Source organism: Pilibacter termitis, assembly GCF_900167335.1.
Taxonomy (GTDB): Bacteria; Bacillota; Bacilli; order Lactobacillales; family Streptococcaceae; genus Pilibacter; species Pilibacter termitis.
Genome location: NZ_FUXI01000019.1, coordinates 42874 through 64389, shown reverse-complemented (window position 1 = coordinate 64389; position 21516 = coordinate 42874). Strand labels below are relative to the sequence as shown.

The 21516-nt window shown below is 36.4% G+C and carries 25 protein-coding genes; 22 read left to right on the top strand and 3 right to left on the bottom strand.

Annotation, left to right across the window (positions count from 1 at the left end; genetic code table 11):
- Positions 1-476 precede the first annotated feature (476 nt).
- Positions 477-797: a type II toxin-antitoxin system RelE/ParE family toxin gene (locus B5D30_RS08555; RefSeq protein ID WP_078807654.1), complete on the bottom strand. Its 321-nt coding sequence runs from the start codon at positions 795-797 to the stop codon at positions 477-479.
- Positions 790-1005 carry a hypothetical protein gene (locus tag B5D30_RS08550; protein WP_078807653.1) on the bottom strand — a complete coding sequence of 72 codons (216 nt, stop codon included), beginning with the start codon at positions 1003-1005 and terminating at the stop codon, positions 790-792. The genes B5D30_RS08555 and B5D30_RS08550 overlap by 8 nt, the downstream gene beginning before the upstream one ends.
- Positions 1006-2123: 1118 nt before the next feature.
- On the opposite strand from B5D30_RS08550, the gene B5D30_RS08545 reads away from it, so the two are divergent.
- The 8 genes from B5D30_RS08545 (at position 2124) to B5D30_RS08510 (ending at position 5469) form a co-directional block, all read left to right on the top strand.
- Positions 2124-2453 carry a nucleotidyltransferase family protein gene (locus tag B5D30_RS08545; protein ID WP_078807652.1) on the top strand — a complete coding sequence of 110 codons (330 nt, stop codon included), beginning with the start codon at positions 2124-2126 and terminating at the stop codon, positions 2451-2453.
- A complete protein-coding gene (locus tag B5D30_RS08540; protein ID WP_159443275.1) occupies positions 2440-2808 on the top strand; it encodes a HepT-like ribonuclease domain-containing protein in 369 nt (122 codons plus the stop codon). The genes B5D30_RS08545 and B5D30_RS08540 overlap by 14 nt, the downstream gene beginning before the upstream one ends.
- Before the next feature lie 45 nt (positions 2809-2853).
- Complete coding sequence (locus B5D30_RS08535) at positions 2854-3168, top strand: nucleotidyltransferase family protein (protein ID WP_078807650.1); 315 nt, start codon at positions 2854-2856, stop codon at positions 3166-3168.
- Positions 3165-3560, top strand: coding sequence for a ribonuclease HepT family protein (locus B5D30_RS08530; RefSeq protein ID WP_078807649.1), 396 nt, complete (start codon positions 3165-3167; stop codon positions 3558-3560). Before B5D30_RS08535 ends, B5D30_RS08530 begins: the two co-directional genes overlap by 4 nt.
- Before the next feature lie 91 nt (positions 3561-3651).
- Complete coding sequence (locus B5D30_RS08525; RefSeq protein ID WP_144399545.1) at positions 3652-3984, top strand: ribonuclease HepT family protein; 333 nt, start codon at positions 3652-3654, stop codon at positions 3982-3984.
- 55 nt (positions 3985-4039) lie between these two features.
- On the top strand, positions 4040-4333 hold the full coding sequence (locus B5D30_RS14465) for a PBECR4 domain-containing protein (RefSeq protein ID WP_407675497.1): 294 nt from the start codon (positions 4040-4042) through the stop codon (positions 4331-4333).
- 441 nt (positions 4334-4774) lie between these two features.
- Positions 4775-5086, top strand: a complete 312-nt coding sequence (locus B5D30_RS08515; RefSeq protein WP_078807646.1) for a nucleotidyltransferase family protein — start codon at positions 4775-4777, stop codon at positions 5084-5086.
- The gene (locus tag B5D30_RS08510) at positions 5083-5469 is read left to right on the top strand and encodes a HepT-like ribonuclease domain-containing protein (RefSeq protein ID WP_078807645.1); all 387 of its coding nucleotides are present in this window, start codon (positions 5083-5085) and stop codon (positions 5467-5469) included. Before B5D30_RS08515 ends, B5D30_RS08510 begins: the two co-directional genes overlap by 4 nt.
- A 223-nt stretch (positions 5470-5692) precedes the next feature.
- Here B5D30_RS08510 and B5D30_RS13715 read toward each other — a convergent pair whose 3' ends face one another.
- Entirely contained in the window at positions 5693-5866 is a 174-nt protein-coding gene (locus B5D30_RS13715) for a hypothetical protein (protein WP_159443274.1), read from the bottom strand.
- A 229-nt stretch (positions 5867-6095) separates the two neighbouring features.
- On the opposite strand from B5D30_RS13715, the gene glf reads away from it, so the two are divergent.
- The 14 genes from glf to B5D30_RS08450 all read left to right on the top strand — a co-directional run bounded on the left by glf (position 6096) and on the right by B5D30_RS08450 (position 21332).
- Positions 6096-7226: a UDP-galactopyranose mutase gene (gene glf / locus B5D30_RS08505; protein ID WP_078807644.1), complete on the top strand. Its 1131-nt coding sequence runs from the start codon at positions 6096-6098 to the stop codon at positions 7224-7226.
- Positions 7227-7345: 119 nt separating this feature from the next.
- Positions 7346-8896 carry a LysM peptidoglycan-binding domain-containing protein gene (locus tag B5D30_RS08500; protein WP_078807643.1) on the top strand — a complete coding sequence of 517 codons (1551 nt, stop codon included), beginning with the start codon at positions 7346-7348 and terminating at the stop codon, positions 8894-8896.
- Positions 8896-9708: an ABC transporter permease gene (locus B5D30_RS08495; RefSeq protein WP_078807642.1), complete on the top strand. Its 813-nt coding sequence runs from the start codon at positions 8896-8898 to the stop codon at positions 9706-9708. Before B5D30_RS08500 ends, B5D30_RS08495 begins: the two co-directional genes overlap by 1 nt.
- Before the next feature lie 446 nt (positions 9709-10154).
- On the top strand, positions 10155-11135 hold the full coding sequence (locus B5D30_RS08490; protein ID WP_078807641.1) for an LCP family glycopolymer transferase: 981 nt from the start codon (positions 10155-10157) through the stop codon (positions 11133-11135).
- A gap of 392 nt (positions 11136-11527) precedes the next feature.
- Positions 11528-11662 (top strand): hypothetical protein, encoded by a 135-nt coding sequence (locus B5D30_RS14330; RefSeq protein ID WP_268802110.1) that lies wholly within the window; start codon positions 11528-11530, stop codon positions 11660-11662.
- Positions 11640-12173 (top strand): sigma factor, encoded by a 534-nt coding sequence (locus tag B5D30_RS08485; protein ID WP_078807640.1) that lies wholly within the window; start codon positions 11640-11642, stop codon positions 12171-12173. The genes B5D30_RS14330 and B5D30_RS08485 overlap by 23 nt, the downstream gene beginning before the upstream one ends.
- A 378-nt stretch (positions 12174-12551) precedes the next feature.
- On the top strand, positions 12552-14129 hold the full coding sequence (rny, locus tag B5D30_RS08480; RefSeq protein WP_078807639.1) for a ribonuclease Y: 1578 nt from the start codon (positions 12552-12554) through the stop codon (positions 14127-14129).
- A 113-nt stretch (positions 14130-14242) separates the two neighbouring features.
- The gene (gene tagD / locus B5D30_RS08475; protein WP_078807657.1) at positions 14243-14656 is read left to right on the top strand and encodes a glycerol-3-phosphate cytidylyltransferase; all 414 of its coding nucleotides are present in this window, start codon (positions 14243-14245) and stop codon (positions 14654-14656) included.
- 209 nt (positions 14657-14865) lie between these two features.
- The gene (locus B5D30_RS08470; RefSeq protein ID WP_078807638.1) at positions 14866-16548 is read left to right on the top strand and encodes a CDP-glycerol glycerophosphotransferase family protein; all 1683 of its coding nucleotides are present in this window, start codon (positions 14866-14868) and stop codon (positions 16546-16548) included.
- Between the two features lie 144 nt (positions 16549-16692).
- Positions 16693-17397 (top strand): IspD/TarI family cytidylyltransferase, encoded by a 705-nt coding sequence (locus B5D30_RS08465; protein ID WP_078807637.1) that lies wholly within the window; start codon positions 16693-16695, stop codon positions 17395-17397.
- A gap of 19 nt (positions 17398-17416) precedes the next feature.
- Positions 17417-18442, top strand: a complete 1026-nt coding sequence (locus B5D30_RS08460; protein WP_078807636.1) for a ribitol-5-phosphate dehydrogenase — start codon at positions 17417-17419, stop codon at positions 18440-18442.
- The gene (locus B5D30_RS08455; RefSeq protein ID WP_078807635.1) at positions 18443-19306 is read left to right on the top strand and encodes a glycosyltransferase; all 864 of its coding nucleotides are present in this window, start codon (positions 18443-18445) and stop codon (positions 19304-19306) included.
- 9 nt (positions 19307-19315) lie between these two features.
- Entirely contained in the window at positions 19316-19480 is a 165-nt protein-coding gene (locus B5D30_RS13710; RefSeq protein ID WP_159443273.1) for a hypothetical protein, read from the top strand.
- A gap of 322 nt (positions 19481-19802) precedes the next feature.
- Positions 19803-21332: a lipopolysaccharide biosynthesis protein gene (locus tag B5D30_RS08450; RefSeq protein ID WP_078807634.1), complete on the top strand. Its 1530-nt coding sequence runs from the start codon at positions 19803-19805 to the stop codon at positions 21330-21332.
- The last annotated feature ends 184 nt before the right edge of the window (positions 21333-21516 follow it).

Genomic DNA, 21516 nt, shown 5'->3' with positions numbered 1-21516 from the left:
GGGTTAGGCACTTACATTGTAAACGAGATGTCTTTTTTTATGCAAAAAAATCGCATGGAATTTTTGTTATTCCACACGATTTAGTATAGAGCCATTATAATCTACATTGTGCTTTTATTGTTGTTTTTCCCTTTATTTTTTTGAATTTCACTCCCTTTTCAAAAAAGGAGAGAGCAGTAGAACCCTTGCAAGTTGTTTTACCGCTCAGAAATGAAAAACAAAAAATATTTTTCGACTGTTTCCAGCCAATGCAAGTAGAGGGAGTTGCACCCTCAACCAACTACTTATACAAATAAACATATCGGAAAACACATTTAGCATTACTATTGAATAAGTCATGATACTTGCGAATGTTTCCTAGCATTTTGAGAACTAGGAAACAGGGGAACGTATATTTATCATTTGTTTTTCTTTCTTTTTTATTTGTTTCAGTCAATATAAAAAACAACTCCATTTCTGAAATTGTCTTTTGGGATTTATAAAAGTTCTTCTTCTAAACTTGCTAACCAATCCTCGTTTTGATGATAAACATGGGTAACAAGTATAAGCTCTGGTTCTTTGTACTCAATATAAAACAGCAAATATCGCCATTTCACTTTCTTTCTAACATCTGCACCCTCAAAAACATATGGATAGGCTTGAGGAGTTTCGTTAATTTCCTTTAGTGCATTGAAAATTTCTGTATCAAATCTATTTAAAATTTGAGGAGATTTTGTTTGATGATATAAAAATTCTCTTAAACGAATTAAATCTTCCTCTGTAGATTGAGATAATTTTATTTTTTGAAACTCACTCATACTTCTGTTCCTTTAATCTTTTCATTACTTGACTAACAGTCCTAGTTTTCCCCTCAACTAATTCTCTTAGAGGTTGTTGCATTTCTTGGTAAAATTTAATTTTTGCTTTATCTCTACGGATTTCGCTTTTCATTTGTTCATATTCTTTTTTAGACAGAACAACTACGTCTTCTCTAAAATTATCTTCAATTCTCATTACTTGTGCCATGATAAACACCTCTTTCTGTTCTTTCTTTACCTAAATTATAACATATTTTTTTCTTACTGTTTTTTATGACTGTTTCCAGTCAATGCAAGTAGAGGTAGTTGCCCCTCGGTCAACTACTTACTCAAATAAACATGTCGGAGAACACATTTAGCATTACTATTGAATAAGTCATAATACTTGCGAATGTTTCCTAGCATTTCGAGAACTAGGAAACAGGGGAACGTATATTTACCATTTGTTTTTCTTTCTTTTTTATTTGTTTCAGTCAATATAAAAAGACAACTCCATTTCTGAAATTGTCTTTTCTTTCCTTATTCTAATTAAACTATTTTAGTTGTTTTCATCAAGTTCGCTATTTAATATTCTTTTTGCTTTCAGTAGAAATTCTTCGTAAGTAGGCAGCAAAATTTTTATAGTGTACCATTCGTCCTTATATAAAAACAAGGGTATGCAAGCACACCCTTGTTTGATTTTATCCTGTTTACTCAGAACTGGATATGGGTTTATATGGTCTCCATTCCGACCGTGTTGCTCTTTTTCACATACAAATAATATCATGATTTTAGTTAAAATTCAAGTGTTTTACTTGTAAAAGGAACTCCAATCCCCTGGTTCTTTTTCTGACTCTAACCGTTTTCGTTCTTCGTATGTTTTCACTAAGTGAAAACCGACTATTACATTTGCCATATTCACTCCCCAAAAAAATAAACGGTCGCTGAATTATTCCAACGACCGAGTGTTAGGTTTTTATGTGCCTGCACACCACCTGCGATAAATCGCAAAAAATATCAGATACAAAGCATCTGCACGCTACCTACTCTTATTCGAGCAAAAAATATCAGGTTCAAGTGCCTAACCACTACATGAGGTTTCCCTCATCTACACCATTATAATACCGCGGTTCTAGGCGGAAATCAAGCAATTTAGCCTTTTCATTTTTATCACGAATACCTTTATCTTTTTCGCTAGTTGCTTTTTTATTATTTTCTATAATAGGCGTATTGTCATATTTTACATCAATCTAGAAATTTATTCCTTGTTTGTTTCTCCTGCTTAAAATATCATCAAAACCATGTTATAATCTAGGTAAGAACGAAAAGCAAAGGAAGTGAAAAATCATGGTTTATACAATAGAGGAAATTAAAGAAAAAGTAGAACCTATTGCTAAAAAATATCAAGTCCCTAAGATTTACATTTTTGGTTCATACGCAAGAGGGCAAGCGAAAGATACTAGCGATATTGATTTCATTGTGAATACAAATAACTTATCTTATGAACAGATTTTAAATATTTTTTCTTCTATGTATGATGATTTAGAAATGGTCTTTCATCAAGAAGTGGATATTATTGATGAAAATGATTTATATCTTCCTAAAAGACGAGAAAGTGCAAAAAGGTTTGTAAGAAATGTATTAAATGAAAGAGAGCTTGTGTATGAATTACAGTAGAGATATGTATAGGCTAGAAATTATTTTAGAAATGTGTTCTGATATTGAAAAAATAATGAATAGGTTTGGGAAAGATTATGACACTTATTTAGAGGATATTGCTTATTATCATTCTGTAAATAAATGTTTAGAGGAGATAGGCGAAAGTTCTGGGAAATTTTCTACTGAATTTAAAGAACGTTATGCTGATATGGTAGACTGGAGACAAATTAAATTGATTAGAAATTTATTTGCTCATGCTTACGTAGAAATGAATGATAATAAAACATGGCAAACGTTAACTTACTTTTTACCTATCTATAAAAACTTTTGCGAAAATGCTTTTTATGAATTAAAAAAAGAAATGAACGAATAGGAAAAACTAAATATAGATTATCAAAAGCAAAGGAAGTGAAAAATCATGGTTTACACAATAGAGGAAATCAAAGAAAAAGTAAAACCTATTGCGGAAAAATATGAGATTCAAGAATTGTATTTATTCGGTTCTTATGCTAGAGGGCAAGCGGATGAAAAAAGTGATTTAGATTTTGTTTATAAGCCAAAGAAAAGTGTACTTGAATTTTATCGTATGTTTGATAGTTTTAGTAATGAATTATCATCTGCTTTTGGTCTATTGGTTGATGTTATTTCTTTAGATAGTGTAGAAAAAGCAAAACTACCTATCATGATTGAGATTAAAAACAACTTTGAAAAGGAAAAGGTAGCTTTAATATGAGAAAAAGGGAAGTCGAGGAGGATATAACCTATCTTCAAACAATGCTTTTCTATGCAAATCAAGTAAAAAAGAAGTACGCTTTAGTAAACTTAGATGAAGATAGTTTAGAACAAGAAATGTTTTTAGATAGTGTCGCTCTTATGCTTGGTCAGTTTGGAGAACAACTTGATAAACAAAAAATCTCATATAATACTTATATAAAATATAAACGATTGTATGATTTTGATGAAATGAAAGACGCTCGACATAAAATTTATCACCATTATGGCGGTTTGATTTTAGAGAGGTTACTAAAGTATGTGAATGACGATTTACCTGTTTGGGAAACGCAAATAAGAAATATTATTGCTGAATTAGAACATGAATTAGAAACTTCGGATAGAGAAATATAAATAATTTAAAAGACAATTTCAGAAATGGAGTTGCCTTTTTATGTTGACTGAAAAAAATAAAAAAAGAAAGGCATTTATGAGAACTAGATGATTGTATTGGGAATTTGACAATGATGTAGAAGTAATAAATACTATGTTGCGTTATATCTCTGAGATTAGTGAAATGATTGAACGATTCAAAGGTGATATGAAATTCTATGAAAGTGATTATGCTTTTCGTTATGCTTTAGATATACCTTTGTTTCAAATACAAGAACTAACACAATCAAAACTATCAGATGACTTTAAGAGTAGATTTTCAGATGAAGTCAATTTTAATTCTATTCGTTTGAATAAAAATGATTTAGCTCATGCTTACGGTGTAATTGACTATGAGGAGAAATTATGGCAGAACAACTCCCATTCAATGAGCGTGTACGATTAGGGATTATAAATGGAGCAGAGAAGTACAAGGATGTATATGTACAAAATCATTTTTTTTGATATATTCGAGTAGATTTTCTACTGGAAAACATCACGAAATAAAGGAGGATTTTTGGAATTTCCGATATTTAACAGGTGTGAGAACTGAATTAAATGCAAGGGAATTTTATCAAAAGGCATTGTTGGGAACTGTGGGAATTGATGATTTCCTTCCTTTTACAAAAGCAGAACGTGAGAGTATTCGGAGAAAGATTATAGCGTTATCGAGTATGGATAAATTCTTGCTTTCAGAAAACTTATTTGCAGAAGAAGATTTTTTTTTAATTTTTTTTAAATCAAGTAAGATGTAAATTAGCGACAGGAGATTCGATAATTACGTTGGGATTTGCTAAAGAAAAAAATCATCTTGTACCACAATCATTAATGCTAAATGATATGTTAAAAGATGAAAAGAAAGTTCCTGTTGATTTTTTTACAAAAATCAACAGAGATTCATCATTTGATTGATGAAAAGTTGTTACCAAAGAATTAATTACAAGGACCTCTCCCATTCCGCAACAACCTGCTGCTCCTGCTCCTCAACTGAAATTTTTAGCTACTACTTATGATAAGAAAGGGAATGTAATTGCGAGTGCTATTTTTAATTCTTGGGGTGAAGCTGATAGTTCGTGTCAAAATACAGGAAACAACTAATTTTGACGTTTATCGTACAACCATTACTGAAACTTAAAATATTATCAAAACCATGTTATAATCTAAGTAGGAATTAAAAACAAAGGAAGTGAAAAATCATGGTTTACACAATAGAGGAAATTAAGGAAAAAGTAAAACCTATTGCTAAAAAATATCATGTAAAAGAAATGTATTTATTCGGTTCTTATGCTAGAGGGCAAGCTGATGAAAAGAGTGATATTGATCTTGCAGTAGCTGGAGATGATACAAATATTCTCTTAGATTTCTTTTTTGATTTCATAGATGAATTAGAAGAAACTTTTTGTTTGCCTGTTGACGTTATTTTCATAGAAAATGTCTATAATTCCCCGACTCGTTTTGAAAATCGTTTCGCTCCTCGTTTTGAAAGGGATAAGGTAAAAGTTGCATGAGAGAAAGACTTGAAAAAGATTTATTCCATATTGAGTTAATGCTTGAACGTTTGTATAGAATAGGTGAGTACACAAAACGATTTTCAGCATTAGGTTTAGATTTAAGAGATGAAATGGTTTTAGATGATTTAGCTTTTCAATTGATTCAAGCTGGAGAGCAAGTTGCAAATAATAAACTTTCCGAAGAAACAAAAGAAAGATATGATTTTGTGGATTGGAGAGCTTTAAAACAGCTAAGAAATTTCAATGCACATGCTTATGAGTTATCAAATGCTGATTTATTGATTCGGACAATAGAAAGAAAAGTTCCTAATTATATAAAGGAACTCGAAGATGTGCGTAGAGGATTGTTGAGAGAAATCGACATTCAATTTGAAAAATAATAATACAACTGAATAGAGCTTATGAGTAACTTTCAAAATTGAGAGTTGCTTTTTTATATTTTAAGAAAGGCAAGAAAACAAATGGAAAATATACGTTCTCCCTCAAAAAAGAAACATAAACAAAAGAGTGACTTTCCCAGATTTTCTCTCTCGTCAATGAAGAAAAAATCTCTAGTTTTGGAAAGGGAAAAATTAATCATGATTAAAAAATAAAACAATATGTTCAAAAACAAAAGTTTTCCTTATGGTTCGCCTTGATTGCGACAATGAGCGGACTTGCGACTTCTTCGCTTGCTCCGCCAATCGCCCAAGCGAAAACCACAAGGGCAACTGGAATTGTGGACGGAAAAGTAGTATTGAACGTACAGATAGCTATGTAGATGTATTCAAATAACACGCAAGCGACTTCACAGGAGGTCGGTTTTTCTATGGAAAAATAACGACCGAGAATTGAACTCAACTTCAAATAATGATAAAATAAAAATTGAAGTGAAGAATACGATATGTTTCAAAGAACTCAATACTTTGACCAATTCATCTTTTCAATATAAAAGACTGGCTTTTATAAGAATAAGTACAAACAAAAATAAGTGAATTAAAAAACAAACAATTAACAGGAGAAAACCATGAACTACAACACAAAAAACTACGACTACCTAATCGTTGGCTCAGGGCCATTTGGTGCGATTTTTGCCTATGAGGCGGCAAAACGTGGCAAGCGGGTTTTGGTTGTCGAAAAACGTAGCCATATTGGTGGCAATATGTACACGCACAAAGAGCATGGAATCAATGTGCATGATTATGGAGCACATATTTTCCATACGGATAATAAAGAAGTGTGGGATTATGTAAATCAATTCACAGAGTTTAACGGCTATATCAATCAAGTAGTCGCAAATTTCAATGGTGAGCTTTACAATTTGCCGTTTAATATGAATACTTTTTATCAAATGTGGGGCGTGAAAACTCCTGCTGAGGCTCAGGCGAAAATTGCGGAACAGCGTGAAAATGCTGGGATTACAGGGGTTCCTAAAAATCTGGAGGAACAAGCGATTAGCTTGATTGGAACGGATATTTACGAAAAATTGATAAAAGGTTACACTGAAAAACAATGGGGACGTAAGGCGACGGAGCTTCCGAGTTTCATTATTCGCAGACTGCCAACACGTTTTACATTCGATAACAACTATTTTAACCACCGTTATCAAGGAGTGGCAGAGGACGGATATACTGCAATTTTTGACAAAATGTTGGAAAGTGACCTGATTGACGTTGTGCTAAACGTGGATTTTTTAGAAGATAAAGATACTTATCTCAAAGAATTTCCAAGAGTTGTCTATACAGGAATGATTGACGCATTTTTCGATTACAAGCATGGAGAGTTGGAATACCGCTCAGTTCGTTTTGAATCGGAAGTGTATGATTCTGAAAATGTGCAAGGAAATGCCGTTATCAACTATACAGATGCGAAAACGCCTTATACACGTGTCATGGAATGGCGACATTTTGACCAAAAAGCTGATGAAGGCAAAACGATTTTGACCCGTGAGTACCCGCAAGATTGGGATAGGGAAAAAGAGGCTTACTACCCTGTCAACGATGAAAGAAACTCTGAAATTTTCAAGAAATACAAAGCAGAGGCAAAACAGCACGAGAACATCATTTTCGGCGGACGTTTGGCGAATTATCAATATTATGATATGGATCAAGTATTTGGTGCAGCTTTGAAGGCTGTTGAGAAGGAATTTGAGGGATAAAAAGAAAAAAAGGGATAACAAAAGATGAAATATGTTGACTATATACGATTTTCCATGTACTATTTTTAGAAAGATTGTGAGAACAATAGATTATTTGGGAACATGAATGGAGGATTTTCTTGGAAAAGAAGTTAAAGGTACGGGCGACCTTGCTGACCAAAGAATATAGTTTAGCTCAAACAAGAGGGGATAAGCTAAAGGCGATTTTTGCTGCTTTTAAGTATGAAGTGCCAACGTTTTGGGCATTAAAAGGCATTAGCTTTGACGTCTATTCTGGTGAAACAATCGGTATTATCGGTGTAAATGGTTCAGGGAAGTCTACATTATCAAATATTATCTCAGGGATTACTCCTCAGACATCTGGTCAATTAGATATTAATGGCGAAGTATCTATCATTTCGATCGGTTCTGGTTTGAATGACAATTTAACTGGTAGAGAAAATATTCGCATGAAATCCTTGATGATGGGGGAGAAAAACAAGCAAATAGACGAAAAAATGGACGAAATCATCGAGTTTTCAGAGATAGGAGTGTTCATTGACCAACCTGTAAAAACGTATTCTAGCGGTATGAGAAGTAAACTTGGTTTTTCAATAGCAGTACATCAAGACCCTGATATTTTGGTTATTGACGAAGCGTTATCGGTCGGAGATTCCACATTTTACAACAAAGGTTTGAAAAAAATGCTTTCCTTTAAAGAACAAGGGAAAACAATTTTTTTCGTTGCCCAAAATCCACATCAAATGCGTCAAATCTGCGACAAAGTGATTTGGATGCACTACGGTGAGGCAAGAGCTTTTGGTGAAAAAGATGAAGTGTTAGATCAATATGTCGCTTTTGTTGATGATTATAATAAAAAATCAGAAGAAGACAAAAAACTGTACCAAGAAGAAGAAAAAGAAAAACAACGAACGTACTCCTTGGAACAATTGCAAAAAGAAAAATTGAATGAAAGTCGTGAAAAAGGGGCGAAAAGAAAAGATAGAAATCGAATTATCAATAGCACAACGAAAAATAAAATTGGAGACAAAATGTCTATTCCAATGAAATTTTTTACATTGTTTTTATTGATGTTCACAATGTATTTGAGTGTTTCATATGTCAAAGGAGTTTCTGTTACACTAGCTATTCTCCACCCGATAAAGACAATCGCTCGTCTTAAAGCACCGACCCCAGCACCACTGCCACCACAGGCAAATGGGGCGAAACAATCGAATGTGCCAACGAAAACGACCACAAGCAAAACGTCGTCAACGAAGGGGAAAACATCATCGAAAAACACAACAAAATCATCTAGTAAAAAGTCTACTAGTTCTACTACGTCAACCACTGCACCACTCAAAACGCAGGATTATATAGTGGAACAACCGGACACGCTTGAAACCTTGGCAGCTGCCTATCACATTACGACTGCACAACTTCAAGAGATGAATCCAACCGTTGATTTTGTGAATTTATATATCGGGCAGTTGATAAAAGTTCCGTTACTTGAAGAAAACACGACTGCAAATGGAGCGACAACCAATTACATTGTTCAAGAGGGAGATTCAAGAAGTGCAATCGCAGAACGTTACGGCATGACACTTGAAGAACTAGAGCAACTCAATCCAGAATTAAATGGTGTAATGCTTGAGCCGGGGCAAGTATTGAAAATAAGGGGGAATAACTAATGCAAGAAGTATTATTGGTTATAAAAGAGCAAATGCAGTTTGCAGGAGTTGCCTCTCGTATTGCAAAATATAGCAACAAAGCACTTTATCAAAGCCATTTGTTAGGAAATTTGTGGCAAGTATTGAATCCGTTGATTCAACTAGGCGTATACTACTTTGCATTTGGTGTCGCTATGGGAGGAAACCGAACGGTTCAAGGCGGGATTCCGTATATTTCATGGCTGATGATAGGGCTAAGTACATGGATTTTCGCCAGTACGATTACCAAACAGGCATCAAGCTCTGTGTATAGCCAAGTCGGAATGGTTTCTCGTATGAAATTCCCACTTAGCATTTTGCCGTTGGTAAAAATATTTTCAGAGCTAACCAATTATTTTGTATTTCTAGCTTTGTCATTAGTGGTTTCATTTGTTGGTGGTGTGAGTCCTTCAATTTATTGGATTCAGTTCATTTATTATCTGTTTGCAATGCTGGTGTTTTTATATAGTTTTAGTTTGATTAATTCAACAGTTGCAGCGTTGATAAGAGATTATCAGATTTTCTTAAACTCTATCATGCAGGTATTAATGTACCTTTCAGGGGTTATGTGGGATTTAAGCACAAGAAATTTACCACCTGCGGTGTCGAAACTTTTGATGCTTAATCCATACGCCTACTTAATCACAGGCTTTAGAAATACATTCTTCTATCATCGTTGGTTTTTTGAGGATAGAGCCCAAACGATTATTTTTTGGTTGATAACATTCTTCTGCTTGATTGTAGGTTCACATATTCATATTAAGTTTAGAAGTAAATTTATCGACTATATGTAGAACGTGAAATTTTTAAGAAAACCTTACACTTTCAAACGAACATTGAAGTATTTAACTGATTTCGATAGAATAATGAAAAGCGAAGAAGTGCGTTTTGAAGTTTGTCGCAGTGAGCCACGGCATTTACTAGCTGGAAACACAGTTTCCAGTGCCGTTGCGAACAGCGACCAAACTTCAGCACTTCGCAGCTAGACCAAGAAAAGCTACGAGGGGTGTTCAGGAGTTTGCAACAGTGAGCTACAACGTTTATTGACTCGAAACGTCAGTTTCGAGCGTTGTTGCGAATAGTTGCCAAACTCCTACCCCTCACAGCTAGATAATGAAAAGCGAAGAAGTGCGTTTTGAAGTTTGCAATAGTAAGTCCTGCCATTTACTTGCCTGAAACGAAGTTTCAGGTGGCATTACGAATAGTTATCTAACTCTAGCTAAAAAAAACGAGGTAAAACATGGAATCCAGAAAAAGCTCAAGAACTAGAACAAAGAAAAAAATGAAGTTGACCACTAAAATTTTACTTTCAATCCTTGCTCTTTTCGGTGTGGTATTGGTTGGTGCGGCAGTGGTTACTTATACTGCGTATAAAAATGTTGAAAGCACGATGAATAAAGCACATAAGACGGCAGAGCGTAAAAAAGCAATTTTGTCGCAAAAGGAAACAGAGGCATTGACGAAAGAAGGTAAGCCGATTTCTATACTTCTCTTAGGGATAGATGCGAACAATATGGTGGGGCGAAGTGATACGATGATTCTTTCTACCTTAAACCCACAGAAAAAGCAGACGACCTTGATTAGTATTGCACGAGACACCTATACCACTTTCAACGAGGGCGATGTTACGCATAAAATTAATGCTGCGTTTGCCTTTGGTGGAGCAGGTCAAGCAATGGATAATGTGGAAAACTTACTTGGCATACCAGTTAATCACTACATTGTGGTGAATATGAATGCCGTAGAAAAATTAGTCGATGCAGTTGGTGGTGTTTCTGTTGAGAATAAATTCGAGTTTGAATTTACAGACGAACGAAATGCTCAAGGTGGAAAAACGTACAAATTTGCAAAAGGGCGTATTTTTCTCACAGGAGATGAGGCACTTGCTTGGTCACGTATGCGTAAGCAAGACCCAGAGGGTGACTACGGTCGCCAAACTCGTCAACGTTTGATTATCCAAAGTGTGATGAAAAAACTATTGAGCTTAGACGGTGTGACTAAATATAAACAAGTGCTAGATGTACTTGGGAGCAACATGAAAACCGATTTGACATGGGAACAGATGAAAACCATGGTAAACGAATACCGTCCAGCAATGGAAAATGTTAAGGAAAGCAATCTGCAAGGAAATGGTGACATGATAGACGGTTATTCTGTACAAATCGTACCAGAAGAAGAAATCCAACGTGTAAAAACATTGTTGAATGAACAACTTCAATAAAAAAAATAGACTGTTTCATTGGCGAGAGCTAGTGAAACGGTCTTTTTGTATGAAGTAGAACGGAGGAAAAGGATAGAAATTAATTGTAAGTATAGTCATTCAAAATCGTTTGTGTAGATTTTAATGGTGGAATGTTGCAAAAATATGCTTTTTTATGTGTAACAAGTTTGTTACATCCCCTATGTAACAAGATTGTGTCATTGAATTATTTGGCTGAAAGAACAAAATAGTTTACTATGATGTTAACCAAAAAGCTGCGGGGGGTGTTCAGGAGTTTGCAACAGTGAGCTACAACGTTTATTGACTCGAAACGTCAGTTTCGAGCGTTGTTGCGAATAGTTGCCAAACTCCTACCCCTTACAGCTAGACAACGAAAAGCGAAGAAGTGCGTTTTGAAGTTTGTCGCAGAAAGCCACGGCATTTACTTGCTGGACACGCAGTTTCCAGTGCCGTTGCGACCAGCGATCGAACTTCAGCACTTTGAAAAAACGAGGAGGAAAAGAAATGGAAACGTTGTTAGAATTTGAGAAGTATTTACCCTTGGTGCGATTGATTTACAACAAACATTGTGCAGATTGTTTTGAATGGGAAGATTTTCAACAAGAGGCGAGGATTGTTTGGTATCGTTTGACGGAAATTTATGACGAGCGTGTGAAATTTGGAGCATTTTTCAAATTTGCTTTGACCAACCACGCTCGATCTATTCGTCGCCAACAGTTTGCTGATAAGAGAGCTGTTCATCTTCATACTTGTGCATTTGAATCATCACAAGAAGGAAAAGACGGGGATGTGTTGCAGATTGAAAGGAATAATTTCAAGCGAGAAGAAGGGATTTGCGAGAAAAATTTATTTGCAGTAAGAGAAAATCTTCCAGATTTTTTTCCAGATTTGACAAATGCGGAGTTAGAAGTTTTGTGTGAATACTTGGGAAGTGAAACGCCATTTGCTCATTTAACAGAGGTGGAAAAACGCAAGAAAAAGGCAATGTTGAGTAGAAGTAAGACCAAATTGCGAGTTTTTCTTAGGGAGAATCTGTAAAGTGGGAAGTGTTTGTATTCGTTTTCACAAGTTGAGTAGGCTGTTATTTACTGCAAAGTGCCTCTAAAAACTTCGCTTGAGCCAAAACTAGCAATTTAGAATAAGTGCGAGTTTTTAGAGGTACCTGAAATTTATTCAAGTGTTTCAAAACTATTTATACCCTTTCTTTGCTTTTCTTTTGACATTAATGTAAAATAGGAAGTGCGAACAATTTCGCATAAAGACAAAATCGCAGGTTACTTGTTCCGCGATTTTCGTCGCGGACTATTCGGCTCCTGTTTGATTTTTTCTGTTTTTAAGAGAATTGGTTTTAAAGACGAAAAAGCATAAAGAATGGTAGCCACGTAACCTCGAAAATAAAAACGAGGTGAACACAAGGTGATAATAGGTATTATAGTCGGTGTTCTTGCCCTCATCATTGGAGCTTTAACTGGCTTTTCTGTCAAGACAAGCCAAGTGAAAAAAGAAGAAGAACTCAAAGCCAAGGAAGTGGACTCTGCTAAGTATAATGCAACAACGATTATACAGGATGCGAAAAAGCAAGCAGAAACGTTGAAAAAAGAAGCACTTCTTGAAGCTAAAGAAGAAAACCAGAAGTATCGTTCGGAAATTGAAAGAGAACTAAAAGACAGTAAGCGAGAATTAAAAGAACAAGAAAATCGCTTAATGCAACGTGAAAAGAATTTGGACAGAAAAGATGATGTCCTCTCGAAACGTGAACGAGTTCTCGAAGAACAACAAGAGAAATTGGTTAGTCGCAAATCTTCACTTGATGAGCGTGAGAAAAAGGTAGATGAAGCAATTCAAACACAGCAAAAAGAGTTGGAACGTATCGCAGGGTTGAGTCGTGAGGATGCAAAAGAGGTCATCATCAAATCAACCGAAGAAGAACTTTCTCATGAACTAGCAGTCATGGTCAAAGAAAGCGAAGAACGTGCCAAAGAAGAATCGGATCGCAAGGCGAAGAACATTCTTTCACTCGCTATGCAACGTGTTTCTGGAGATCAAGTAAGTGAAAATACGGTTTCCGTTGTCAATCTCCCTAGTGACGAAATGAAAGGACGTATCATTGGACGTGAGGGACGCAATATCCGCACGCTTGAAACGTTGACAGGGATTGATTTAATCATTGATGATACACCTGAGGCAGTGGTGCTTTCAGGATTTGACCCAATTCGCCGTGAAATCGCTCGGATGACACTTGAAAAATTAATTCAAGACGGACGGATTCACCCAGCAAGAATTGAGGAAATGGTTGAAAAATCTCGCAAGGAAATGGACGAGAGAATCCGTAATTACGGTGAAGAGGCAGCATTTGAAATTGGTGCCCACAATCTTCACCCAGATTTGATTAAAATTATGGGACGTTTGCACTTCCGTACAAGTTACGGACAAAATGTCTTGCGACATTCCGTTGAAGTGGCAAAACTTTCTGGTGTTCTTGCTGGAGAGCTCGGCGAGGATGTTGTACTGGCAAAACGTGCAGGTTTCCTGCATGATATTGGAAAAGCACTCGATCATGAAATTGAGGGTAGCCACGTAGAAATTGGTGCAGAATTGGCAAACAAATACCATGAAAATGGTGTGGTGGTCAATACAATTGCAAGTCACCACGGAGATACTGAGGCGACAAGTATTATTGCGGTGCTTGTGGCAGCAGCTGATGCACTGAGTGCGGCAAGACCGGGAGCACGTAGCGAATCGCTTGAAAATTATATTCGCCGTCTGCAAAACTTAGAAGCGATTGCCAACGCATTTGACGGTGTGGCAAATAGCTTTGCGGTACAAGCAGGACGTGAAGTGCGTGTAATGGTTGAACCGAGCAAAATTGATGATTTGCAAACTCACAGATTGGTACGTGATATTCGCAAGAAAATCGAGGACGATTTGGACTATCCGGGTCATATCAAAATTACGGTTATTAGAGAAACAAGAGCTGTTGATTATGCGAAATAAGCAGAATTTCTCTGCTAAAAATAAGACAAACTCCGAACATTTGGAGTTTGTCTTATTCATCATAGGGAAATTTTGTTATAATGGAAGAACGAAAACGAAACGAGGAACAATACATGAAAAGAGTTATCACCTATGGGACATTTGACTTGTTGCATTATGGGCATATCAATTTATTGAGACGTGCAAAAGAATATGGCGATTATTTGGTTGTGGCACTTTCCACGGATGAATTTAATTGGGAAAGTAAGCAGAAAAAAAGTTATTTTGATTATGAAAAAAGAAAGCACTTATTAGAGGCGATTCGCTATGTTGACCTTGTGATTCCCGAAAATAGTTGGGATCAGAAAGTGAATGATATAAAAGAATACAACATTGACACTTTTGTCATGGGAGATGATTGGCGAGGGAAATTTGACTTTTTAGAAAAAGGAACACGTGCGGACGTCGTGTATCTTGAACGCACGCCAGATATTTCCACAAGCAAAATCAAAGAAGAACTTTCGCTCAATGAGGGAAATGATATCTAAAAGCGTACCCCTTTCTTTTTTGAAAAAATCTTTGCTTTTTTTTAAGACGGAAAAAGAATTGACTTTCACAAAAGAAAAATGTGTTACAATAGAAAAAGTTGAAGTGTGAAAAAAGGTTTTACAAGAGGAATGTAGAAGATATTTGTGCAAAGATAGCGAAAAGTTTTTTTTGCACAAAGGAATGACGGCTGAGTGTAGAGGTAAAAGAAGTGCTTATACTGAAAAATATTTTATTCAAACAAGCAAATCTTTTGCTTGTAATAGAGGCAGGAAAAGAAGCGTGTGAGGAAATTTCGTTTCGGTTTGTGAAAAATGGTTCTACCGAAGAAATTCGTGAAGTTTCGGCAAACTTCATTGAGCAAGATGAGCGAAATATTTACTTACGAATTAATTTTATTATAGGGTTAAATGAACAAAAAATAGAGCTTTTTTCAGAAGGTTTGTGGTCGCTTGAGGCGAGAAATTTATCTGGTGAAAAGATAGAAATAATTCAAGACTGTTCTGATTTGCAGGCGGAAAATACGGAAATCCCACAAGGAATTATTGCTTTGCGAAAAGAACAAGAGCGAGAGTTGGCAGATTTCAACTTTTTAGCGAGCAAGCTTTATTATCATAATCGTAGTGATTTTTTGGATGTGAGAATGTTAGCAAATAAAAACAGTTTGGCACTTTTGATTGGAAATGAAAAATCAAAAGGCTATTCGTTCAAAAAACGTGAGAAAAAATGGCACGAGGCATTGAAACACCCGAGAAAAATCTTTGTAAGAATAGCGATGAAATTGATTTTCATGCAGTTTCTCGTTTGGCAAAAACTTTGCAAAGTGAAAAGGCAGAAGGTGTTATTTACCTCAGATTCCCGCACGAAAATTGGTGGAAATGAACAATTTGTTTATGAACAATTGCAACGTCATCATGAGGTGAAAAGTGCCTTTGTTTATCCTAGGAAAATCAAAAGTCCATTTTCCTTCCGTTATTTATTCGTCTTGCCGTTTGAATTGGCGACAAGTAAAGTAATCGTGGTAGATGATTATCAGCAAGCGATTTTTGAAGTACCATATAGAAAAGAGCAGGAAATTGTTCAGCTTTGGCACGCAACAGGTGCGTTTAAAACATTTGGTTTTTCACGACTTGGCAAAGCTCATGGCCCAAGTTTGCATTCCAAAGGGAACCGTGTCTACACGCACGCATTTGTTTCTAGTGATTTTGTCAAACCATTCTATGCTGAGGCATTTGGGATATTGGAAAACAAAGTAATCTCGCTAGGTGTAGCACGAGATGATGACTTTTTTGATGAATTGCGACTTCAAGCACAAAAAGAAAAAGTGCAAAAAGAAATTCCTGCGATTAATGGAAAACGTGTTGTCCTGATTGCCCCAACGTTTCGAGGAGATTTGACAACGGAAGTTTATTATCCAACCGAAAGTGTGTTAAATTTTGAACAACTTTACGAATACGGAGAAGCGAACAATACGATATTTTTATTGAAACTTCACCCGTATATTGCCGAAAAACCAATTATTCCCGCACCGTTTAACGAGCGAGTAATTGATTGCTCGAATTATCGAGAGGTCAACGATTTACTTGTGGTGGCGGATTTGTTGGTTACAGACTACTCTTCTGTCGTGTTCAACTATGCCACATTTGAGCGACCAATGATTTTTTATGCCTATGATTTAGAAGAATATGTGTCGGAACGAGACTTCTATGTCAATTTCGAAGACTTCACACCGGGAGAAATCGTGAGAAATATGGACGAATTACTAAGAGCATTATCAGTAAGCGAGATGAATTTGGTGAAAGTAAGAGAGTTTAAAAATAAATATTACGAACACCAAGACAACGAGGCGTCTAAGAGAATTGCAGAGTTTGTCTTAGAATTAACAAGAGCATGACCGATTGGTTGTGCTTTTTTAGAGGTGTCCATAAAAATATTTATGCTCTCTTTATAGAATGTTGACGTTTATTTGTGATTTCTCTTTATTTCCTTTATAATCATAGAGAGAAAAAAATTAACGATGTTAAGAAAGAGGTCTTGTATGATTTACGCACAAATTATGGCAGGTGGTATTGGAAAACGAATGGGCAATACACTATTGCCAAAGCAATTTTTAATGCTTGGGAACAAACCAATGATCGTTCACACCGTAGAAAAATTTGTGTTAAACGATGAATTTGATCTGATTTTGGTTTCAGCACCAGAGGCTTGGATTGAATATACAAATGAAATTTTTGCAAAGTATAATGTAAGTGACGAACGTATTCGTGTCATTGCAGGTGGTGCAGAGCGGAATGATACACTTCAAAATGCGATTCTTTTTATTGAAAAAACGAACGGATTGCATGAGGAGGATGTGATTGTTGCACATGATGCGGTGCGGCCATTTATTACGAAGAGAATCATTGATGAAAATATTGCAGCACTTCAAGAGTATAAAGCAGTCGATACGGTTGTTCCAGCGTATGATACGATTGTGCAAGGAAATGGCAAGGAAGTCGTGAATATTCCAGTACGTGATGAAATGTTCCAAGGGCAAACACCGCAAAGTTTTAATATCAAAACGTTCCAAGAAAGTTATGCTAAACTGAGCGAGGAGCAAAAAAAGGTGCTTTCTGATTCGTGTAAAATTGTACTTTTAGCAGGTGAAAAAGTAGGTATGGTGAATGGAGACCACTCCAATATTAAAGTAACCACTCCGTATGACTTGAAAATCGCTAATGCGATTATTGATACAGGTCATTAATTATTGAAAGAGGAAAACAATGTTAAATAAAGTATTTCGTCTTGTTTCGCCTAGGCAATTTGAAGCAGTTACAATAGATGAGGAAATAAAAGAAGAAACTGTTATCGTTCGCCCGACTTATCTTTCGATTTGTCATGCCGATCAGCGTTATTATACAGGTAGTCGTGACAAGGCAGTGTTAAGAAAAAAATTGCCAATGTCCTTAATTCACGAAGGGGTAGGTGTTGTTGTCAAGGATTATTCTGGCACGTTTGAAAAAGGGCAACGTGTGATTATCGTGCCAAACACACCAACGGAGAAAAACGAGACAATCCAAGAAAATTATTTACCTACCTCAAAATTTCGTTCATCAGGCTTTGACGGTTTTATGCAGGAGTATGTTTTTTCAACAAAAGACCGTCTTGTTCCTGTCTTGGATGAAGTTCCTGCCAATGTTGCCGCTTATACCGAGTTGATTTCTGTGGCAATGCACGGCATCAATCGCCTAGAGCGTGTGATGAATAACGATCGAGAGATTTTTGGCATTTGGGGCGACGGTAATTTAGGCTACATTACAGCCAATTTGCTCAACGGTCTTTATCCAGAAAGCAAACTTTATATTTTTGGGAAAAATGAAGAAAAGTTAAATTTCTTTAGTTTTGCAGATGAGGTGTTTACGGTGGACGATATTCCAAGCGATATCCGAGTTTCGCAAGCGTTTGAGTGTGTGGGCGGAATCGGTAGCCAATATGCAATAGACCAAATTATTGACACTATTCGACCACAAGGAGCGATTGGGATAATGGGGGTAAGCGAGCACCCTATCGAAATGCGTACACGCATGGTGCTAGAAAAAGGCTTGACGATTTCAGGTTCTTCACGCTCTGGTGTGACTGATTTTGAAAATACAGTACAGTTTTTAGCCACTCATCCACTCCATAGGAAACGATTTGAAAACCTTGTAGGAATTGAAAAAACAATTCGCACAGTTGATGATGTTCATTCGTTTTTTGAGGAAGATTTGGCAAATGATTGGGGTAAAGCAGTGATGAAATGGGAGATGTAGATGAAAACAGTGAAAATACTTGCAGGAATTGTTACGTTCAATCCTGATTTATCAAGGTTGCGTGACAATGTAGAGGCAATTTTGCCACAAGTAGACACGCTTGTGATTGTAGACAACGGTTCTGACAATGAAGGAGAAATTGCGACATTTATTCAGCAATTTGAGCGTACACACCTTGTGAGCCTGAAGGAAAATTTAGGTATTGCTACGGCTTTAAATGTAATTGGAGACGTTGCAATAGAGCGTTCATTTGATTATTTTCTCATGCTTGACCAAGATTCTGTTGTGAAGTCTGGACTTGTTGCGGAGTATAAAAAATATTTACACCTTGAAAATCTCGGACTTTTAGCTTGTGAGCGTGACGATCGCAACTATCAAGTGCGTCAGACAATCGAGGGAGAATATAGAGAAGTAGACAAAGCGATTACCTCAGGTACTCTTATGCCAACGAGCGTATTTGCAAGTGGGATTCGCCATGACGATACGTTTTTCATTGACCTTGTGGACCATGAAATTGACATTCACTTGCTTAAAAAAGGATATAAAATATACAAACTTAGTTTTGTAGGCTTGTTGCACGAGCTAGGTGAGACTGTTAAGCATGAAACGGTTATCCGTTCTTTCTTTACAGGCAATCATAGTGCGATTCGACGGTATTATTTCAGCCGAAATTGTGTGCTTTTGATCAAAAAATGGGGCTGGAGTAAGTTAACATACCATTTTTTCAAGGAAAACATTAAGATGATGATAAAAGTTGTGTTGGCAGAGGACGATAAAATGAAAAAAATCAGCTATTCCTTTAAGGGAATGTGGCATGGTTTAATTGGCAAAAGCGGAAAATACGAACCAAAAAGAAAAGCATAGAGGGGCGTTTTGAAGTCTGCAACAGTGAGCCGTGCCGTTTACTTGCTCGAAACGCAAGTTTCGAGCGGCACAGCGAACAGTTGCCAGACTTCAGCCCCTTGTAGCTGGACCAAGAAAAGCGAAGAGGGGCGTTTAGGAATTTGTCGTAGTGAGCCATGCCATTTACTTGCCTGAAGCAGAGCTTCAGGTGGCATTGCGAACAGCGACCAACTCCTGCCCCTTGTAGCTAGACCAAGAAAAGCGAAGAGGGGCGTTTTGAAGTCTGCAACAGTGAGCCGTGCCGTTCACTTGCTCGGAACGAAGTTTCGAGCGGCACAGCGAACAGTTGCCCGACTTCAGCCCCTCGTAGCTAGACCAAGAAAAGCATAGAGGGGCGTTTAGGAGTTTGTCGCAGTGAGCCACAGCATTTACTTGCTGGAAACATCAGTTTCCAGTGCTGTTGCGAACAGCGACCAACTCCTGCCCCACGTAGCTAGACAAAGAAAGGTAGGAGAATATGAGAGTTCAAAATGCAATCCGAAATTCTGTCTTTTCATTTTCTGCACAAATCATTCAGATTGTGGCACGTTTTGTGTTACAAACTATTTTTATTCATCAGCTAGGAAAAACCTATCTTGGTGTAAACGGGTTGTTTACCAATATTTTGATGATTTTATCCCTTGCTGATTTGGGAATTGGTAGTGCCATTAGTGTAGGAATGTATGAGCCGATTAGTAAGAGTGATGTGACAAAAATTGCCTCTTATATGAAACTATTTAAAAAAGCATATATGATGATAGGAGTTGCAGTAGGTGTTTTAGGGATTGCACTGTATCCATTTTTGCCTATTTTTATGAAAGGAAAGAAAGTGTCTGATGTAGGGATTATTTTCTTTTTATTTTTGGCAAATAGTGTAGTAAGCTATTTCTTTTCCTACAATCGCACACTTTTTTCTGCGCATCAAAAGGAATATATCAATGTTGTCAATGTAACTAGTTTTCAGTTGATACAATATGCCTTGCAAGCAATTGTTTTGATTTTTTGGCAAAATTTTTTGCTTTATTTATTGCTGCAAGTGCTTTGTACTCTTTGGTCGAATATTGTTATTTCTAAAAAGGCAAGAGTTGTCTTTCCAGAGATTGTGGCACAAACACCCAATGCTCCCTCTCTACCTGTTGAGGAGCAACGGACGCTCAAACGAAATGTACTAGAGCTTATAGGTTCGAGATTTGGCGGAGTGGTGCTTTCAGGGACGGATAATTTATTGATTTCAAGTTTTATTGGATTAGTGTCAACGGGGATTTATAGCAACTACTCCTTGATTATTTTAAATTTGACAACGATTATCAATAAAGTGATGAACGCTACCATTGCAAGCGTGGGCAATCTTGCAGCAGAAAAAAATAGTGCGAGAGGAGAAGAAGTGTTTCTCAAGCATTTTTTCTTGAACTTCACACTTTGCTTTTTCACTTCGACCATGCTATTGAATTTATTCAATCCATTTGTTTTCATCTGGGCAGGGAGAACGTATCTGTTTCCATTTTTTGTGGTGTTTGTCATTGTGCTAAATTTTTTATGCCAACAAATCAGACAAACAGCTTTGATTTTTTTGATGGGGTACGGCACACTCAAACATCAAGGGATTAAGTCTGTGATTGAGGCAGTGGTCAATTTGATTGTATCTCTTACGTTGGTTACACAAACCACTCTTGGTATTTCAGGTGTTTTACTTGGGACGATTTTTACCAATCTTGTGATCAACAGTTGGTTTGAGAACAGACAAGTCTTTCATCTTGGCTTTCACCTTCCAGTTAAACGCTTTTTAGTGAAACAGTATGCATTATTAATATTAACGATTGTTGTCATGCTGGGGAATTATTGGCTGACAGTACAAATTGAATTGCCTAATTTGGTTTTGAATTTTTTTGTTCGCCTTATTCTGACGTTTTTGATTGATTTGATTGTGTTTTTGCTTTGTTTCCGCAAAACAGTCGAATTTACTTATTATGTCCATTTGGCAAAACAGTTGTTCATGAGAAAGAAATAAAGAAAATCTATAAATTTGATAAAAGTTATAAAGTAGGCATATCTATTTACGTAGTAGATAGGCTATAATTGAATGAGTATAAAGTGATGTCTTAGAAAAAAGAAAAGCGTAATGGTGCGTTTTGAAGTCTGCAACAGTGAGCCACAGCATTTACTTGCTGGAAACGTAGTTTCCAGTGCTGTTG